9 protein-coding genes are annotated in these 17,741 nt (G+C 40.4%); 5 read left to right on the top strand and 4 right to left on the bottom strand.

Annotated features, from left to right (window positions below):
• Positions 1 to 295: 295 nt before the first annotated feature.
• The 5 genes from IV514_RS02475 to IV514_RS02495 all read left to right on the top strand — a co-directional run bounded on the left by IV514_RS02475 (position 296) and on the right by IV514_RS02495 (position 9,012).
• Positions 296 to 892, top strand: a complete 597-nt coding sequence (locus tag IV514_RS02475; RefSeq protein ID WP_206483318.1) for a hypothetical protein — start codon at positions 296 to 298, stop codon at positions 890 to 892.
• Positions 893 to 1,245: 353 nt separating this feature from the next.
• Positions 1,246 to 3,195: a sensor domain-containing diguanylate cyclase gene (locus IV514_RS02480; RefSeq protein WP_206483319.1), complete on the top strand. Its 1,950-nt coding sequence runs from the start codon at positions 1,246 to 1,248 to the stop codon at positions 3,193 to 3,195.
• A 273-nt stretch (positions 3,196 to 3,468) separates the two neighbouring features.
• Positions 3,469 to 5,379 (top strand): family 16 glycosylhydrolase, encoded by a 1,911-nt coding sequence (locus IV514_RS02485; RefSeq protein ID WP_206483320.1) that lies wholly within the window; start codon positions 3,469 to 3,471, stop codon positions 5,377 to 5,379.
• A 197-nt stretch (positions 5,380 to 5,576) separates the two neighbouring features.
• Positions 5,577 to 7,877, top strand: coding sequence for an ATP-binding protein (locus IV514_RS02490; RefSeq protein ID WP_206483321.1), 2,301 nt, complete (start codon positions 5,577 to 5,579; stop codon positions 7,875 to 7,877).
• A gap of 115 nt (positions 7,878 to 7,992) precedes the next feature.
• Positions 7,993 to 9,012, top strand: a complete 1,020-nt coding sequence (locus tag IV514_RS02495; protein WP_206483322.1) for a LacI family DNA-binding transcriptional regulator — start codon at positions 7,993 to 7,995, stop codon at positions 9,010 to 9,012.
• 130 nt (positions 9,013 to 9,142) lie between these two features.
• On the opposite strand, the gene IV514_RS02500 is transcribed toward IV514_RS02495, so the two are convergent.
• The 4 genes from IV514_RS02500 to pulA form a co-directional block, all read right to left on the bottom strand.
• The gene (locus IV514_RS02500; protein WP_206483998.1) at positions 9,143 to 10,621 is read right to left on the bottom strand and encodes an MFS transporter; all 1,479 of its coding nucleotides are present in this window, start codon (positions 10,619 to 10,621) and stop codon (positions 9,143 to 9,145) included.
• A gap of 44 nt (positions 10,622 to 10,665) precedes the next feature.
• Positions 10,666 to 12,702 (bottom strand): glycoside hydrolase family 97 protein, encoded by a 2,037-nt coding sequence (locus IV514_RS02505; RefSeq protein ID WP_206483323.1) that lies wholly within the window; start codon positions 12,700 to 12,702, stop codon positions 10,666 to 10,668.
• Positions 12,703 to 12,797: 95 nt separating this feature from the next.
• Positions 12,798 to 14,705: a glycoside hydrolase family 13 protein gene (locus IV514_RS02510; RefSeq protein WP_206483324.1), complete on the bottom strand. Its 1,908-nt coding sequence runs from the start codon at positions 14,703 to 14,705 to the stop codon at positions 12,798 to 12,800.
• A gap of 10 nt (positions 14,706 to 14,715) precedes the next feature.
• A complete protein-coding gene (gene pulA / locus IV514_RS02515) occupies positions 14,716 to 17,463 on the bottom strand; it encodes a pullulanase-type alpha-1,6-glucosidase (protein WP_206483325.1) in 2,748 nt (915 codons plus the stop codon).
• Positions 17,464 to 17,741: the final 278 nt, after the last annotated feature.

Raw genomic sequence — 17,741 nt, forward strand, 5'->3', positions numbered from 1 at the left:
GCTCGGTAATTTAGTTAATCATACATTATCAAATATAGTGCCAATTAGTTGCTTTGATAATAGTAATAAATAACAACTAGTTACCTGATTCACCATTATTTTGCTCAGTAAAATCTGTTAAATATCCCGATATCAGGAAAGTAAACTCCGGATATCAGGGTTTATCCCTTAATAAGATAGTTCAATTTTTAGCTACCTTATTGATAGTTATAGTTTTTACTCGCTTGGTATAAAAATAGCAAAACACCGGATGACACATTAATTTATAGCAACTGTATATGCTTAAGGATAGAAAATGAAATTTCTCAATCAAAAATGTAGTAAAACGGCACTGGGTGTACTTTTTTCGGTTATCGGAGCCATGGGTAGTATGTCAGCTATCGCCAGTATTGGCGAAGATGTTTTGCATGAACAGCGTGTGGAAATTATCAAATCCTCAGGCGAAGATGTTAATGTTTATGTGGATGTGGACGGAAAGGTGAGCGATTTAACATTAACTCACGAGCAGTTAACTGATGAAACAGCACTTAGGCAAGCTTTAGTTGAACTGCCGGATGAAGTGCGTGAGCAATTGATAAAAAGTCTGTCCAATTTATCAACTAATGGCAATGTATTACGTGTGCATCATTCAAACGATCCTCAAGATCAACTCCACTGGAAGAGTAGCAATGGGGATGAGCAAGTGATAGTGGTTGAAATTGACGAACACGAAGTGGTTGATGGTGTTGCTCATAAAGTGATCAAACATTTTAAGGGTGGGGAAGAGCAACGGGTGTTGAAAATTCAACAAAAAGGCATGAAAGCCAATATGCTCGTTCAGTTAATTGAAAAAGGTGAGTTTACCAGTGATGATTTAGATAAAATTCAGCAAGCGCTTGATGCTAAAAGATAATAAATATCTTTTATAGAAAGCCGATATCAAATAATCGGCTTTCTAACGTTTAGCGAGCATTATCAGTGGTGTCTGCTTTGCTACCCTGACTCATTTCACTTTCTGTATTTTGTTACCTTCAATCATACTTCGCGATTCTTTATACAGAGTACTATAATTAATATCACTTTTTTGCTTTTCATTTTGCATACAGCTTCAGCTTGTTGAAGGTCACTTGGTAAATTTAAACAGTTAGCACTAAGCTTATAATGTTATATCTGAAAATATAATTGGTTGATTGTGCAATAAAATGTGCTAATTTATCAGTGAATAAGAATAAAAGGATGTTAGTTATTTCCAAGCATAGCTTCACAATGCGCAAGCGCATCTTACTTATCATTGGCCTGTTTGTTCTGGTCAATGTGTTCTTACATATTATTGGTCGTATACAAGCGGATGTGATGAATAATGTGCGAAGCTATGTTCGTGGTGAAGGTCTATATGCTAAAGCGCAAAAAGATGCGGTATTTTATTTGCAAAAGTATGTTGCCATGGGAAATGAGCAAGACTATCAGGCCTATCTCGATAAACTAAACGTGCCTTTGGGTGATCGCCAAGCCCGCATGTTATTAATGGCAGCGGAACCAGACAGACAACAAATTACCCTTGCCTTTCTCCAAGGGGAAAATCATATTGATGATATTCCCGGCATGATCCAATTTTATCAACGCTTTAATCAATTCCCTTATGTTAGAGAAGCTATTGAACTCTGGACTGAAGCGGATGCTTTAATTATCAAATTACAAGCCATTGGTGAACAAATCCGTCAAGCCAAAGTTGGAGAAAATAATCAGCCCATTGCTGATCTATTAGATGAATTATATCGATTAAACCAACAGTTATCAGAGTTAGAAATTCAATTTTCTCTTGTACTGAGTGAAGGCGCTCGTTGGGTTAAAAATTTACTGAGCTGGATAACGCTAATTTCTATGGGGCTCATGTTATGTGTCATTTTATACATTAGCCGAAGGATTGGCTTAGGTATTGAAAAAACCGAGCGAGAGTTATTGATCAGTGAAAGTCGGTTTAAAGCGCTTTATCGCACAGAGATGTTAGGTATTATTGAGTGGCATTTAGATGGTCAGATCTTCGATGCTAATGATGCATTTTTGAACATGATTGGTTACTCACGACTTGATTTGAGCAATGGTCGAGTAAATTGGCGTGATTTAACACCTGAATCTGGTTATGCGCGTGATGAAGTTGCTTTGAAGCAAATTGCTAAACAAGGCTATTGCACTCCATTTGAAAAAGAATTTATCCACTATGATGGAAAATCCTTGGTACCTGTATACGTCGGTGCTGCGTTATTTGACGGTGATGAAGAAAGGGGGATTTGCTTCATTATTGATCATACCGAAATAAGAAAAGCACATGAGGACGAACAATTATTAGCAACGGTATTTAATGCCAGTAGTGATGGTATTTTAATTTGTAATAATAACCGAGAGATCTTAGCGGTGAATAACGCTTGGTGTCGCATGAAAGGCTATACAGAGCTAGAAGTGATAGGAAAGCAGACAGATATGTTAATCAAAGAAGGAGTTGAGGATAACTTCCATCATAAGGTATGGCAAAATATTGAAGATAAAAGTACTTGGCAAGGAGACGTTATTGGTTATAAAAAAGATGGTAATGAACTTCATGTCCAGCTTGGTGTTAATGCCATACGAGATGAGAACCACAGCATTAGTCATGTAGTAATGACGTATACTGATATTAGTGAACATATCATGCTAGAAAATAAACTACGTGAAATGGCGCATTATGATTTTCTGACAGGTCTCGTGAATCGAAGTTTGTTTAATGATTTATTAAAGCGGGCAATTGAGCGAGCAAAACGTTATTCAACCGTATTTGCTGTATTGTTTATTGATTTAGATAACTTCAAACCCATTAATGACGTACATGGCCACGAAGTTGGTGATGAACTGTTAAGAGAAATTGCTCAACGTTACCAGGGGAGTGTGCGCGGTAATGATATTGTATCTCGTTTTGGTGGTGATGAGTTCATTATCTTATTGGATGAAATCAACCAGAGTACCGATGTAAATATAGTCGCTGATAAGTTGATACAATGCACTAATCAGCCGATTAACATTGCTGGGCACACCTTGAGGGTAGGTTGTAGTATTGGAGTGAGCTTTTTTCCAAATGATGGCGAAGATGGTAAAACTTTACTCCATAATGCCGATGAAGCTATGTATGCCGTTAAAGCGACAGGACGTAATAATTATCTAGAATACTCTTCTCTTAATTCATAGACGGCTCATCTACAGTTGTTAATATAAAATTCAATTACTTATCTGTGCTTATTCTTTTGTTATCGCTAAAAAATATAAAGAAATCTAAATAGTTATATTGATTAGGTTGTTATTTAATCAACAACATTACTATTATGAAAGCGCTTCCAGAAATAAAATCAATGACACAATAAGGTTTCAGTATATCGATACGCTTATTGTTAAAAACTAAGATTGGAAGCGCTTCCTGAGGGAGAAGGATGGCTCTCGATAAAATCAAAAAAGAGGCATAACATGCATAAAATTAAAATAAATAGCCTTGCTAAGGTACTCATTCCATTAGGGGTTTCATTCTTTTCAAATACAGTATTAGCACAACAGTGTCAAAATCCAACGCCCGTTTGGGCTGATGAATTTGATGGTACATCATTAGATACGTCAAAATGGGAAGTGATGACTGGGGATGGTTGTAGTTACGGTATCTGTGGTTGGGGAAACAATGAGTTGCAGTCATATCAAGCGGAAAACAATACCGTCAGCAATGGTATTTTAACCATTACGGCTAAAAAGCAACGGGTTAAATCGAAAAACTATACATCTGGGCGTATTCGTACCGCTAACATGCCTAATGGTGGTCAATGGACGAATGGGCGCTTTGAGGCGAGAATAAAATTACCTAACGGTACGGGGATGTGGCCAGCTTTTTGGATGTTGCCGACAGATCCTGATGTGGGTTGGCCTGCCAGTGGTGAAATCGATATTATGGAGGCTACAGGACAAGCAGATATGTTTGCTTTTGGTACTATCCATTATGGTCAAGCTTGGCCTGATAATGAATGGACTAGTGGTAGAATTTTAAAGCAGCCAGACGCCTGGTCAGCAGATTTTCATGAATATGCCGTTGAATGGGAACCTAATGAAATCCGTTGGTATATTGATGACATCTTATATTCGGTTAAGACACCCGCCGATATGAGTGACTCTGCTTATTGGACTTTTGAAAATTATCAATATCATTTTTTATTGAATCTAGCCGTTGGTGGCAGTATTGGTGGTGTCGTTGACGATAGTATGTTGCCGCAAACGATGGAAGTGGATTATGTACGAGTTTATGACTTTGCTCAGCCATCTTTATCTGGTGAGCATATTGTTGAACCGAACAGTAGTGTCACTTACCAGGTGATTGATGAAGCGGGTACCGGTAGTAGCTACTCATGGACATCGCCTACGGGAGAAACTTCTAGCAGCAATAGCCTGACAGTTAATTGGGGCACAACCTCTGGCACAGTCTCAGTAGCGGTGACCAATAGTTGTGGCAGTGAAAATCTGTCGATGGATGTGCATGTTTCACCTGAATTAGTACAAGAAACTGTGTTGGATGATTTTGATAGTAATCGTCATTTGAGTTACACAAGTTGGACTGGAACCTTTGAGCCTAATACGGCGAACCCAGCTCCAGATGCGATCAATAGTTCCACTTTTGTTCTTAAACATACTCGCGATGCGGCTTCTCAATGGGATGTTATTGCGGCTGATACTACAGCGATTGCCGATGTTGCGCCGTTTATATCAGGGAACAAAGCATTTTATTTAGACCTATATACAGCAGCGCCAGTTGGTACAGAAATATTGGTGCAATTAGAAAATGCCAATACGGCAACTCCTGACAATTATCCAACAGGTCGTCATTCAAAATATATTGCCCACACCACTGCACAAAACACATGGCAGCGCTTAAAGTTTGAACTTGAAGATCGTATTGATGGTGCAACGGCTGATACAGATGTTAATAGTGTTATTCTATTGATTGATCCTAATGCGTTTAGCAGCGATACATACTACCTTGATAACTTTGATATTTATGGCACTAATATGGGAGGAGGTACTGGTGAAGAAGTTGCGACATCAGTTGTTGTCAGTAATGTTACCACAGGCACTGTTAGTGCCGGTAAAGGTAAGAAATACGGTAAAGTGACGGTCACTGTGGTAGATAACTTAGGTGCGCCAGCGGCTGGGTATTCTGTTGCTGGGAGCTTTTCAGGTACATTTAGTGAATCGGTGACAGGGACTACCGATGAAAATGGCAAGGTAGAATTATTAACCAGTGCGAGTGCCAGTGGCAGCGTGAGTGTTAATTTTTGTGTGAGTGACGTCTCGGGCTTACTGGTCCATGATAGTAACTCAAGTGTGGGAATATGCCCATAACCAGTTAATGCCTAACGCAATTAAGCCTTGTTTAACTGGGCTTAATTGCGTTTTCTATTCCTTTTTTTTCACCTCTGTCAAGAGTGACTATTTTTTCTTTATTTGATCGATGCAGCTAATCAAGCACAAATGCTATTTGCGTGAACTAAATAAAAAGGTCTACACTTGACTATATAAATAACAATAAGTTAACACTTTTGAATACGATTAACCCTATTACTAGAAAGGTTATTATTAGTATTATCCTTGTCAGTGCTATTGTGCATTTGTCGGTGCTTGCTCTTGCCCAGACAATATTGGAAGATTGGCGTTGGCAACAAGTGCCTTTTCACAGTGCAATCGAAGTCGCTGGCTCCATTATCGCCTTTTTTGTTGTTTATATGTTGCTGATCTTAGAAAAAAAAGGGCGAGGGACTAGTTATAATTATGTCATAGCTGGTGCGTTATCAGCGATGGGAATATTAGATTTAGTTCATGCCATTGTGCCATCAGGTCAGCTATTTGTTTGGCTACATTCTAATGCAACGTTTGTTGGTGGTTTGTTATTTTTTGCCATGGCATTGCCTGATAAATGGCGAGATAAGTTAAAGAAAACATGGCTAGTTAGTGTGATTTTTATCACCGTCACTTATGCCATATTGTCGATAGCTTTATCTTCAAAGCTACCCTTGATGGTGAATCAATCCGGTTTTACGCCAATAGCTACCTTTTTAAATATTGCTGGTGGCATTGGATTGTTAGCGGCAGCGCTGAAGTTATATTTAACCTACTTAATGCATCGTAAAACGGATGATTTATTATTTGTTTTACATTGCACTATGTTTGGTATGGCTGCCATTATGTTCGAGCAGTCCGTTTTATGGGATATTTCATGGTGGGGCTGGCATCTGTTACGTTTATTGGCTTATGGTGTTGCTTTGTGGTTCGCTTTTGCCAATGAAAGTATTATCAATGAAAAGGTCAAACGTGCAAGAGATCACTTAAACAAACAAGTAGCACTGACCACTAAGCAGTTGAGGATCTCCAAAGAGCAGCAAACAGCGGTATTTCGGTGTTTAACTGATGGTATTATGGTGTGCAACCATCAAGGTATCATTAAGTTTTTTTCTCCTTCTGCCCAACAATTGTTTGGTTATCAGCATCAACAAGTATTAGGAAAGAATATTGATCAGATCATCCAGCCAATTACGCCAGATGATAATATTTTTGAAGAAAAGTTTTTTGGTTTAGCGCGCGAGTTCAGCGCATCAACGCCTTCGCATAGAGCATTCCCGATAGAATTGATTGTCAGTGAAGTCAATTTAGATGGTGAAATGAATTATGTACTAGTTACGCGTGAGATCAGTGCTCGAAAAGCCTACGAGCGTGAACTTAAGCAAGCGAAAGAGCAAGCGGATAAAGCTAATAAAGCGAAAAGTGCTTTTTTAGCCAATACCAGTCATGAGATTCGTACACCAATGAATGGGGTCTATGGAAATTTGCAGTTGTTAGCTCAAGAACCATTATCTACACAGGCTAAAACCTATTTAGATAATGCAATCTACTCAACTAAAAGCCTGATGACAGTCATTAACGATATTCTCGACTTTTCTAAAATTGAGGCAGGTAAATTATCGTTAAGTCTGCATACCTTTAACTTAAAGGAGCTACTGGATAAAACCTTAAGTGAGATTTTTCTTAGCGCTAAAGATAAAGCGATTTCATTTAAAGCGATTAACCATATTGAGCACGAACATTGGATTGGTGATGCCGATCGTATTCGACAAGTGTTACTTAATATTGGTTCTAATGCGATAAAGTTCACCAGATCTGGGGCTGTAGTGATTTCGACTTCTTATGTGGAAAAGCTAGGGCAACTAGTGATTATTGTTACCGATACTGGTATCGGCATGACGCAAGAAACCGTTGACAACTTATTTGCACGATTTGAGCAAGCAGATAACTCTATCACGAGACGATATCGTGGTACCGGGATCGGTATGTCGATCACTTATTCGTTAATTGAGTTGATGGGGGGTGAGATTGAAGTCTCAAGTGAACCTGATGTTGGTTCAACCTTTACGGTAAAAATCCCCATCGAAAAGGACCTGAGTGAAGACAGTCAAACGCTTGAAATAGAAAATAAACAATATGATCTCAGTGAAAAGGTCATTTTAGTTGCCGAGGATAATCGTATTAATCAAACGATAGTGAAAACGATGTTGGCTGATGCGGGGGCAAATATTGTCCTTGCCAATAATGGTAAAGAAGCGCTTTTTGCCGTTGATAAGCGTGTGCCTGATTTAATATTAATGGATATCCAAATGCCAGAGCTTGATGGCATCAGCGCCTGCAAACAGATAAAAGTGATGTACCCTGATCTCCCCGTTATTGCCTTGACCGCCAATGTGATGTCGTACGATGTTAAAGCCTATGAACAAGCGGGTTTTGATGGTTATGTTGGCAAGCCAATAGAACACCAGCTATTAATGACGACGATTATAAATCATCTACAATAAGGCTCGTTTGCTATCACGAAAAATGATAAGACCTTGATATTTATTTTATAAGAATAATGTACTTAGCTAAATTCTCAGGTACTATTTAGCTAGGAATCATTTTGAGGTTAAGTTAATGTCTAAAGCAACATCATTTGATATTGCCTATAGAGCAGGGGTGTCACAATCTACCGTTTCTCGTGCATTACGAAATAGTCCGTTAGTGAATGAAGAGACACGCCAAAAAGTACAAGCGATTGCCCAGGAATTAAATTATAAAGTTGATAAACATGCCAGCAGTTTACGTACTCAACAGAGTGACACTATAGCCTTACTATTGTTTGAAGACCCTACCAATGATGATTCATTAATTAATCCATTTTTTCTCTCTATGCTCGGCAGTATTACTCGTGCATGCGCGCAAAAGGGCTACGATTTATTAGTGTCTTTTCAACAATTAAGTGATGATTGGCACGCCGATTTTGAGGACAGTAAGAAAGCCGATGGTTTGATACTACTCGGTTATGGTGATTTTGTTGATTACGAAGACAAATTGCTGAAATTAAGTGAGCAAAATACGCACTTTATCCGTTGGGGCGCACAAGTGAAAAATGACAAAATTATCTCTGTAGGGTGTGATAATTTTCATGGCGGTTATCAGGTGACGGAGCACGTAATAAAAAATGGTCGTACTAAGTTTGCCTTTTTGGGCGATGCATCGAGTCATTCACCAGAATTTCTTGATCGTTACCATGGTTTTTGTCAGGCGCTGACTGACAATAAGCTTTCCGTCAATAGCGAGCTACAGGTTGATGCATTTTCAGTGGAAGAATCAGGCTATCAAGCCGCGTGTCAGTTACTTGAAAAAGGCATTGAATTTGATGCAATTTTTGGTGCTAGCGATCTTATTGCCATAGGAGCAATGCGCGCTTTGCAAGAACATGGCATTAAAATTCCTGAACAAGTGGCAGTGGTTGGTTTTGATGATATCGCCGTGGCAAGTTTTACCATTCCTGGCTTAACGACCGCCAAACAAGACACGACACTTGCGGGTAATTTATTAGTGGATAATTTAATCGCTTTGATCCAAGGCGAAACGCCTGAAACCGTGTTAATGCCGACCAAATTAATTGTTCGTAAATCCTGTGGTAGCTAAGTAAAAGAGTAACGTTTACCTTTTGCTTGGTTATGCACCCATGTACCTATTAAAAAAGCCATATCAATCATCTTGATATGGCTTTTGTTTTTTTATGGTGTTCAAATTGTGGTGTTCAAAAAAAGCTTTGTTATAACGCTATGTTGGTTGGATCAGCCTCAATCTCGCTAGCACTGGTACTAACACCATCTTTGACAAAGTAGACGGAAATCGCCGCGAATAGCATTGACGCACCCGCCATCATCAAAATGTATATCGCTTGATTATTAAATAACGCTGTTAATATCCAGCCAGCGAATAGTCCTGAGACAATTTGCGGTGCCGCGATGGTAAAGTTAAAAATTCCCATATAGACTCCCGTTTTTTTCACTGGAATACTGCCCGCTAAAATTGCGTATGGCATGGCTAAAATGGCTGCCCATGCGATACCAATGCCAATCATAGGTACAAATAATGCGACCGCTGCTTGTGGCACTTGCACTTGAGTCACCAGTAAATTAACCGTTGTAGGTGTTGTATCGTGTAAAAAGAAAATACTGATATAACCGATTCCACCAGCCATTAATGACAAGGCGTAAGTAAGTTTTCGTCCAAGCTTATTGGCTATCTTCGCTAAAAATACCGAAAAGATAGCGGCAAATAGCGAATAGGCAGCAAAGATGATCCCAACCCAATCGCCCGCTGCGCCTTTTGCTGCAGCAATATCAGCAGGAACTTGTGCGATAGTAGCTAAATAATCGGGATCAAACCATTTTGCCTCCACTCCCCAAATGTGTTGGGTAATGGCTGGCATGGTATAAACCCACATAATGAACAATGCAAACCAAGAGAAAAATTGCACAACAGCAAGCTTTTTCATGGTATCAGGCATTGATTTCATCAAGCCGAAAAATTCCGATAATTTAGTGAACATAGAACGCTCACTCGGCAGTGCATCTGGTGTGGTTAACCCGTATTGCCCAGGGGCGTATTCTTTCGTTCTAATGACTGTCCATAATACTGAACCAAACATGACGCTGGCACCTAAATAGAAGGCCCATATCACTGATGGCGCTACTTCACCGGTTGGTGCGGTATTGTCTAGGCCAATAATATTGGTTAATACAAAAGGTAGAATTGAGCCACAAACTGCGCCAATGTTGATTAGAAATGATTGAATGGAATAGCCAAGGGTTCGTTGGCTATCTGGTACCATATCTGACACTAAGGCGCGAAATGGTTGAAACGCCACATTAAAGGAAGCGTCCATAATCGCCAGCATCATAGCGCCAAAAAATAGTGGCGTAATAAAGCTGGCGATGGTGGCAGAATTAGGCATTAATAACATGCCGATAGCTGCAGCAATACCACCTAACAAGATATATGGGTTGCGTCGACCAATGCGGTTCCATGTGCGGTCTGATGCGGCACCAACAATGGGTTGAATTAACAGCCCCATGATGGGGGCGACTAGCCAGAATAATGACAGAGAGTGTAAATCTGCCCCTAAATCTGAAAGGATCCTACTGGCATTGGCATTTTGCAATGCAAAGCCAAATTGCACACCTAAAAAGCCAAAACTAATGTTCCAGATCTGCCAAAAACTTAATTTAGGCTTGTGCTTTGCTATGGGGGCTTTCGTTGTCATTATGTTAAACCTAATTCAGTTACACGTTAGTTAAGCGCTTTAAAGCGGATTGCTGCGCCGCCACTGGTTGCCAAAGGTAAGGTTAAGCTATCAGCTGCTGAGACTTCTTTTTGTTCAATGATCATCTCGTACGGATTATCAACCCAATTCGCTTTTTCACCATCACGATAGATTTGTGCTTGGTAGCGTTTAGTTTTATCTAAGAAATCTAAAGAGAGCGTTAGTGTTCGCGCATCTTCATTGGTAAGGGCGCCTAAATACCAATCATCACCATCTCGCTCTTGTCGGGCAAATGCTACGTATTTACCAACTTCCCCCGCGATGGCTTTACTCTCTTGCCAATCAGTGGGCACGTCAAGGATAAACTGAAACGCTGGTAAGTTTGCTTCATAATTACGAGGTAAGTCTGATGCCATTTGGATCGGGCTATAAATTACCACGTATAAGGCTAATTGTTTTGCTAAGGTGGTTTGTGGGCGATCGGTATCTGCACCTAAGCCTTTAAAGGCCATGTCGAATGTGCCTGGCGTAAAGTCCATCGGCCCTGATAGCATACGAGTAAAAGGTAAAATTGCCGTATGTGATGGTGGATTTGGTGGTGACCCCCAAGCGTTATATTCTTGTCCTCTTGCGCCTTCTCGAGCTATCCAATTAGGATATGTTCTACGTAGGCCGGTATCTTTAATTGGCTCATGGGTATTAATACTGATTTGATACTTAGCTGCTAATTTGATGTTGTACAAGTACTCGTTTGACATAAACTGACCGTCGTGCCATTCCATACGTGCAATGCCATTTTCATCAATCCGTTTGATTTTTCCGCCATCGGCAACATAACCTGTTTTGACTTGGCGAACCCCATGCTGTTGATACAACTTAAAAGCATCTTCCATTTGGTTACGATAATTAGTTACATTACCTGAAGTCTCATGGTGACCGACTAAACGAACACCTTTAGCTAAGCCATATTCGGTGATCGCTTTGATATTAAAGTCATCATATGCTTTAGTAAAGTTAAATACATCGCCGTTGTCGTACCATTGGCCGTCCCAGCCAATATTCCAACCTTCGACTAACACGCCTTTAAAACCATATTTAGCAGCAAAGTCCATGTAGCGTTTGGTTTCACTGGTGGTTGCGCCGTGTTTGTCACCGCTGCCCCAAGTATTTTCACCAACGTGCATGCCCCACCAAATCCCAACGTATTTACTTGGCTCAATCCAAGAGGTGTCTTCAATCTTACTCGGTTCATTGAGGTTTAAAATTAAGTCAGAGTTCAATAAACCAACGGCATCTTTACTGACTTGTACGGTACGCCATGGGGTGGTGAAACCGGCTGTTTTTCTGACTAATATGCCATCATACCAAGGGGTTAAATCAGCTTTTAAGCTGCCACCACGTTGTTTTTGCAAGGTCATGCCTGCGTAATCAACTAATGCCGCTTCATGAATACTTAAATGATGACCATTGGCGAGTTTAAAGGTAAATGGTGTGTGTACATGATCAACATCGATCAACTTAGTCGTTTGGTAAATATATTCGTAACGATTCCAGCCGCGTGATGGGATCCACCAAGCGGTCGTCTGCTCAGGCTGACCAACATTGAATTCTGTTAATTCATTGGTAATGGCAATGTTGCCATCTAAACCCGGCTGACTGGGGACTTCATAGCGAAAACCGATACCATCATTGAACACTTTAAAACGGACATTAAAGGTATTTGCTGATTGGCGATCTAGTGAAAAAGTGACTAACAACTCATTGTAGTGATCACGCACATTTTTACGTTCACCCCAAGGTAATTGCCAGTTGCTATCAACAGTGTTGCGTTGAGTGTCGGTAATGGCAAACCCTAACCCTAACTCGGCAGCTTTTTGAAACCTTAACCCTAAACGGGATGCTTCAATGGCGCCTTCGTTGTTGAAATCGATACGGTAATTAGGGGTTTTGTCATCATTAACTGTGACAACAATGTTGCCATCGGGTGATTTTACTTGTACTGACTTTGCCAGCAGTAAAGGTGATATTAAGCATGTTGTAATAACCAGCAGTATTTTCTTCATTTTAATTCCTGAGGTGTTCCTAGATTTCTACAGCATAAAAGTAGCGGCAGTAAATTACAGCTACCTGCATACGTATTCAGCATTTTATTCAACGATTATTTCTCATTTTGCGCGACTTCAAAAATGGTGACGCTGCGCTTTTTGACCGTGAGCACTTTGTTTATGGCATAGCTTTTTTGTGTCATGACATCGATGAGTGTTTGTCCTTTACCCGTGAGCTCAGGGTATTGTTGCGGCGTGATGGTTAGCGGTTTATCATTTTTATTGACGATGACCAACACATGATTTCCTGCACTTGTGTTTGGCAGTAAACGACCATAGACATAAACCCCATTTTGTGGCGCGTAATGAACGAGTTTACCCTGATGAACGGCAGTTGCTGTTTTGCGCCAATTTAATAACTTTTTATTAAATGTCAGTAATGATTTTTGTTGTGGACTCAACTTCTGTTGAGTAAAAACATTGCTGCTGTCATTGGCCCAACCACCGGGAAAATCACTACGAATAATGCCGTGATCATCTGTACCACGATTAGTCATACCAATTTCAGTACCATAAAAGAGTTGCGGGATCCCACGTGTGGTTAACAAGATGCTCATGGCCATTTTATAAAGCGCCACATCTTCATTAAGTTGGGTAAATACACGGCTCATGTCGTGATTATCGGTAAAAGTCACTAAGTTATATGGCGCGGCATATAAAAAGTCATTGGCTAGCACTTGATACAACTGATTTAAGCCGGTATTCCAGCTTTCTTGCTTGGTTAAGCCATCAATTAATGCTTGTTGCAGCGGAAAGTCCATCACACTGGGTAAATAAGAGACGTAGCCATCATGATTAGATTTTCCTCGCTGCCAATATGAAACCAACGCAGGATTAGTTGTCCATTCTTCTCCCACCATATTGATATTTGGGTATTGTTCAGTGATTGCTCGACTCCACTGAGTTAAAAACTGACGATCTGAATAAGAGTAGGTATCTACACGAATACCCGATAAGTTGGCATATTCAATCCACCATAGGGTATTTTGAATTAAGTAAGTACTAACATACTGATTACGTTGATTTAAATCTGGCATGCTAGGTACAAACCAACCGTCACTGAACTGGGCTTTATCTTGTGAGACCGCGTGAGGGTCATGCAAGCTTTCACGTTTATGATGGGTGCCGACAAACGCATCTTTGTTGCCTAAGGTATTTTGAAAATTTAACCAGTCTTTCGTTGGTAAGTCTTGCATCCACCAATGATTTGAACCGATATGATTTAACACCATATCTTTAATCAGGCCTATGCCTAGTTGTTGAGCCTGTTGCGATAATGCTTTATACAGCTCGTTGCTGCCAAAGCGTTTATCGATTTGATAAAAATCGGTCGCTGAATAGCCATGATATGAATGGTCTGCTTGATCATTTTCGATCATAGGGTTCGTCCAAATCTGCGTAAACCCCATCTCGGCAATGTAATCTAAATGGTTGATAATGCCTTGAATATCACCGCCGTGTCGTCCGCCTTTTGCCGTTCTATTCAGTCCTTGCTGTAAGCCTTTTACCGTATCATTAGTGGTATCACCATTAGCAAAGCGATCGGGAGTGACTAAATAAATCACATCTTTGGCACTAAAGGACTGCGTTGCCTGAGAGAGTTTATTGCGCGCATGTATAGTATAATTAACGGTTAACACTTTCTGATTTTGTTTGTAAAAATCAATAGGGTAACTACCTGGTTGTAGTGAGTCAGCAAGCGTTAAGTCGATAAATAAATAATTGCTATTTTCTACTTGGTGTACCTGGGTAATGGTAATCGCTTTGTTATCTATTTTAGGCGTTAACTGGGCTATTTCTTGTCCATGCACCATTAATTGTAATTGTTTTGATTGCATGCCGGTCCACCAAGAAAGCGGTTCTAGGTGGTCAATATTAAATTGTTGAGCATGACTATTTGCGCTAGCGCTAAACAGGCAAAAACAAACTAGGAAGGTGAGAAAAGTATTGATATTTCGCATGATTATTTTCCTATTGTTTAATAAAGACAGCAGTGGTTAAACCAGGCACAGTAAAACCGCTGTCCGTTGCACTACTTGTTTTTACTAGAGGGTCTGCCCCTTGTTGTAAAACAGGGTGAAGTTGATATTGTTTTGCGTCAGTAAAGGCAAAGTGTTGACTGTTCTCTGCACTATTAAAAATCACCATCAGTGATGGTGACTGCTCATCACCCTCGATACTCATCACAATCAAGCCTAAGGTTTGTTTACTGCCGGTATTATGAAATTTCACCCGTTTTAATATCTCGTTTTCATTAGTTAAACGAAATAATGGTGAAGACATTCGCAGTTTGATTTGATCTAGAAACACCGCAGAGCTAAAGGCAATGTCTTGCGCCGAAACCAGATCTTTGCCCGCGTTGTTTGATAGTATTTCTCGGATCATTTGCCAGTTTTGCTGGTCTTTCTCTGCTGGTGGCAAGCCAATATTGTAGTTATTACTTTGCTGGCTAAAATCGACTTTATTAAACCAGTCGCCGTAGTCGTATGAATCGCGTAAAAACCCTTTCGAGCGTAATAACTCACTGCCCATGTGAATAAAAGGAATACCTTGCGCAAATAATACATAAGATAGACTTTGTAATTGCATTCTTACGCGTTGTGCTGTGCTTAGATGGTAGGCAATCCGGTATTGGTTATTATCCCATAGGGTTTGATTATCATGCTTGGAGACATAATTGATGGTATCCGCTGGATCTAAGGCATAGCCCGTTGGTTGCCCCCCGTAGCTAATTTCTTTACCTAATGAGGTATCATCAGAGGCGGTAACTAATGGGTAATTGGCAAGGTTGCCAGTTAAACCAATGCGAAGTTGATCCGCGAGTTGGTAGTACTTATGCTGCGCATCACTGGTTTGTAGTTCATTCGGTATCGTGGCTAGGCCGTTGCCTATTCCTTGGCTTTTACGAATATCACTGCCTTGAGCATTAAATGCCCCACCACGAACGGCATCACGTAATCTATCGGTAAAAGTGCCTATTTCTGTGCCGCTCAGCTCTAATTGACTGGCTTGGACAAAACGTTGATTATTAGCCACTTCGCCAAAATTCCACCCTTCACCATAAAAGTAAGTATCTGGATCAACCGCTTGTACCGCTTGCCTTGCTAATAGCATGGCGGCTTTGGGTTGGTGCGCCATTAAGTCAAAGCGAAAACCATCAATTTTATAGTCTCTGGCCCAGACCACTAATGAATCAATCATTAGCTTTTCCATCATGGCATGTTCGGTTGCGGTATTATCACAACAAGTCGATTGAGCAATTTCACCTGTGATGGTATCTAAACGCTGGTAATAATTGGGGACAATTTTATCAAGCACGGCTGTTGGCTCTAATGCAGCTTGATGCGTGTGATTGTAGACCACGTCCATGATGACGCGAAATCCTAGGTTGTGTAATGCTTGCACCATAGCGCGAAATTCGACAATTCGGTTCATCCCTTCAGGGTTAACCGCATAGCTTCCTTCAGGCACAGTATAATGGAAAGGATCATAACCCCAGTTGTAACTGTCTATGCTACGTAATGCTGAAACGAGTGCTTGTTGTTGCTCACTGTCTGTGGGTAATGCAGCTAAATAGCTGGCGATGGTTTGGCTTTTATCTGTCGCCAAGTCACAAACAGCAGCTAATTGACTGCGTTGACATGCCGTTTCAAGGGTATGATTAATATTAACCACCTGACTTTCATCTTCATTGATGGTGCCAATATCAAAGGTAGGCAGTAAATGAATACTATTGATGCCAGCATCTCTTAGTGCATTGAGGTGTTTAATCCCTTGGCTATTTTGTTCGGTAAAGGCAAGGTATTTTCCTCGGTGCTTTTCATTGCTTAATGCGTGTTCAAAGGCACTGAAGTCACGAATATGGGTTTCATAGAAAATATTATCTTCTGGATGATTAACACTGTTATCTTGTTGGTCTAGCCAACCTTTTGGCATAGTGTCTGAGTGATTAAGGTTGACAATTTGCGAGTACTTACTGTTGGTTGACAAGCTTAAGGAATAAGGGTCGGTTGTAATGATGGTTTCTACTTGCTCACTTGAGCTGTGGTAAATTTCAACTTCATACTGATAATACATCCCCGTTAAGTCATTACTGCTAGTCGCCGACCATACGCCTGTTGCTTCGTCTTCTTCCATGACTATACTGGCTGGTGTCAGTGGCTGTTTATCTTGTTCAAAAAGCAATACCTTGACCGAACGTGCGGTTGGCGCCCAGAGTTTAAACTGTGTTTGTTCGCCATCAAGTTGGGCGCCAAAATCTGTTATTTCATTGGCATCATTACTGCCAGCAGCATAAAGGGCATCAAGTAAAAGTGCGGTTTGCACTCGTGTGCCTTTTTCATTTGAGCTGTTTTTCTCGCCACTGATGATAACCAAAGGTTGCTTGAGTAATTGTTTGATTTGAGTGTTTTCTAGCTCAAGACGATAACTGTTAAATGCACTGAGATGAGGATATTTATTGGCGATTGCAGCAGGCATAGTGACTGGTGTTAACGTAAATTCTTTTGTTGCCGTTAGACTATCAAGTGAATTAATCAGGCGGACGGGTTGCTGACTATATTGTTTATCAATTAATAGAGTTTGTGGTGCAACCCAGTGAGCTGCAGCTAAGCGGATCGGAGAGCTCTTTGGCGTGCCTGATGATGCTTGCTGGTCGTCAGAAGATTGAGACTGACAAGCGCCACATAGCAGTAAAATAAGGTAGACAATCTGTCGCATGGTTGCATCCTGTAATAATAATTTTGTTATTTGTTGTTAGGGCGTGTTGATCTTTGCTGTTTGATTTTTGTTTGAAATAAAAGTGTTTTAATCGCGGCGTGAGGAATGACGCTTAGTCATCTAAGTAAATCTCCTCACAACAAAGAGTAAAACGCTTTTAACCGAACCTTTCAGGCAGCGTTTGTTGTCATTTCTACTATGTTAGTGCTTTATCATGTGGAACAACCACACATCAAAAGCACTGCCTTGTATAAATTTCCAACAAACTGCTGCAAAAA

It is taken from the genome of Thalassotalea sp. G2M2-11 (genome assembly GCF_017168195.1).
Lineage (GTDB): Bacteria > Pseudomonadota > Gammaproteobacteria > Enterobacterales > Alteromonadaceae > Thalassotalea_E.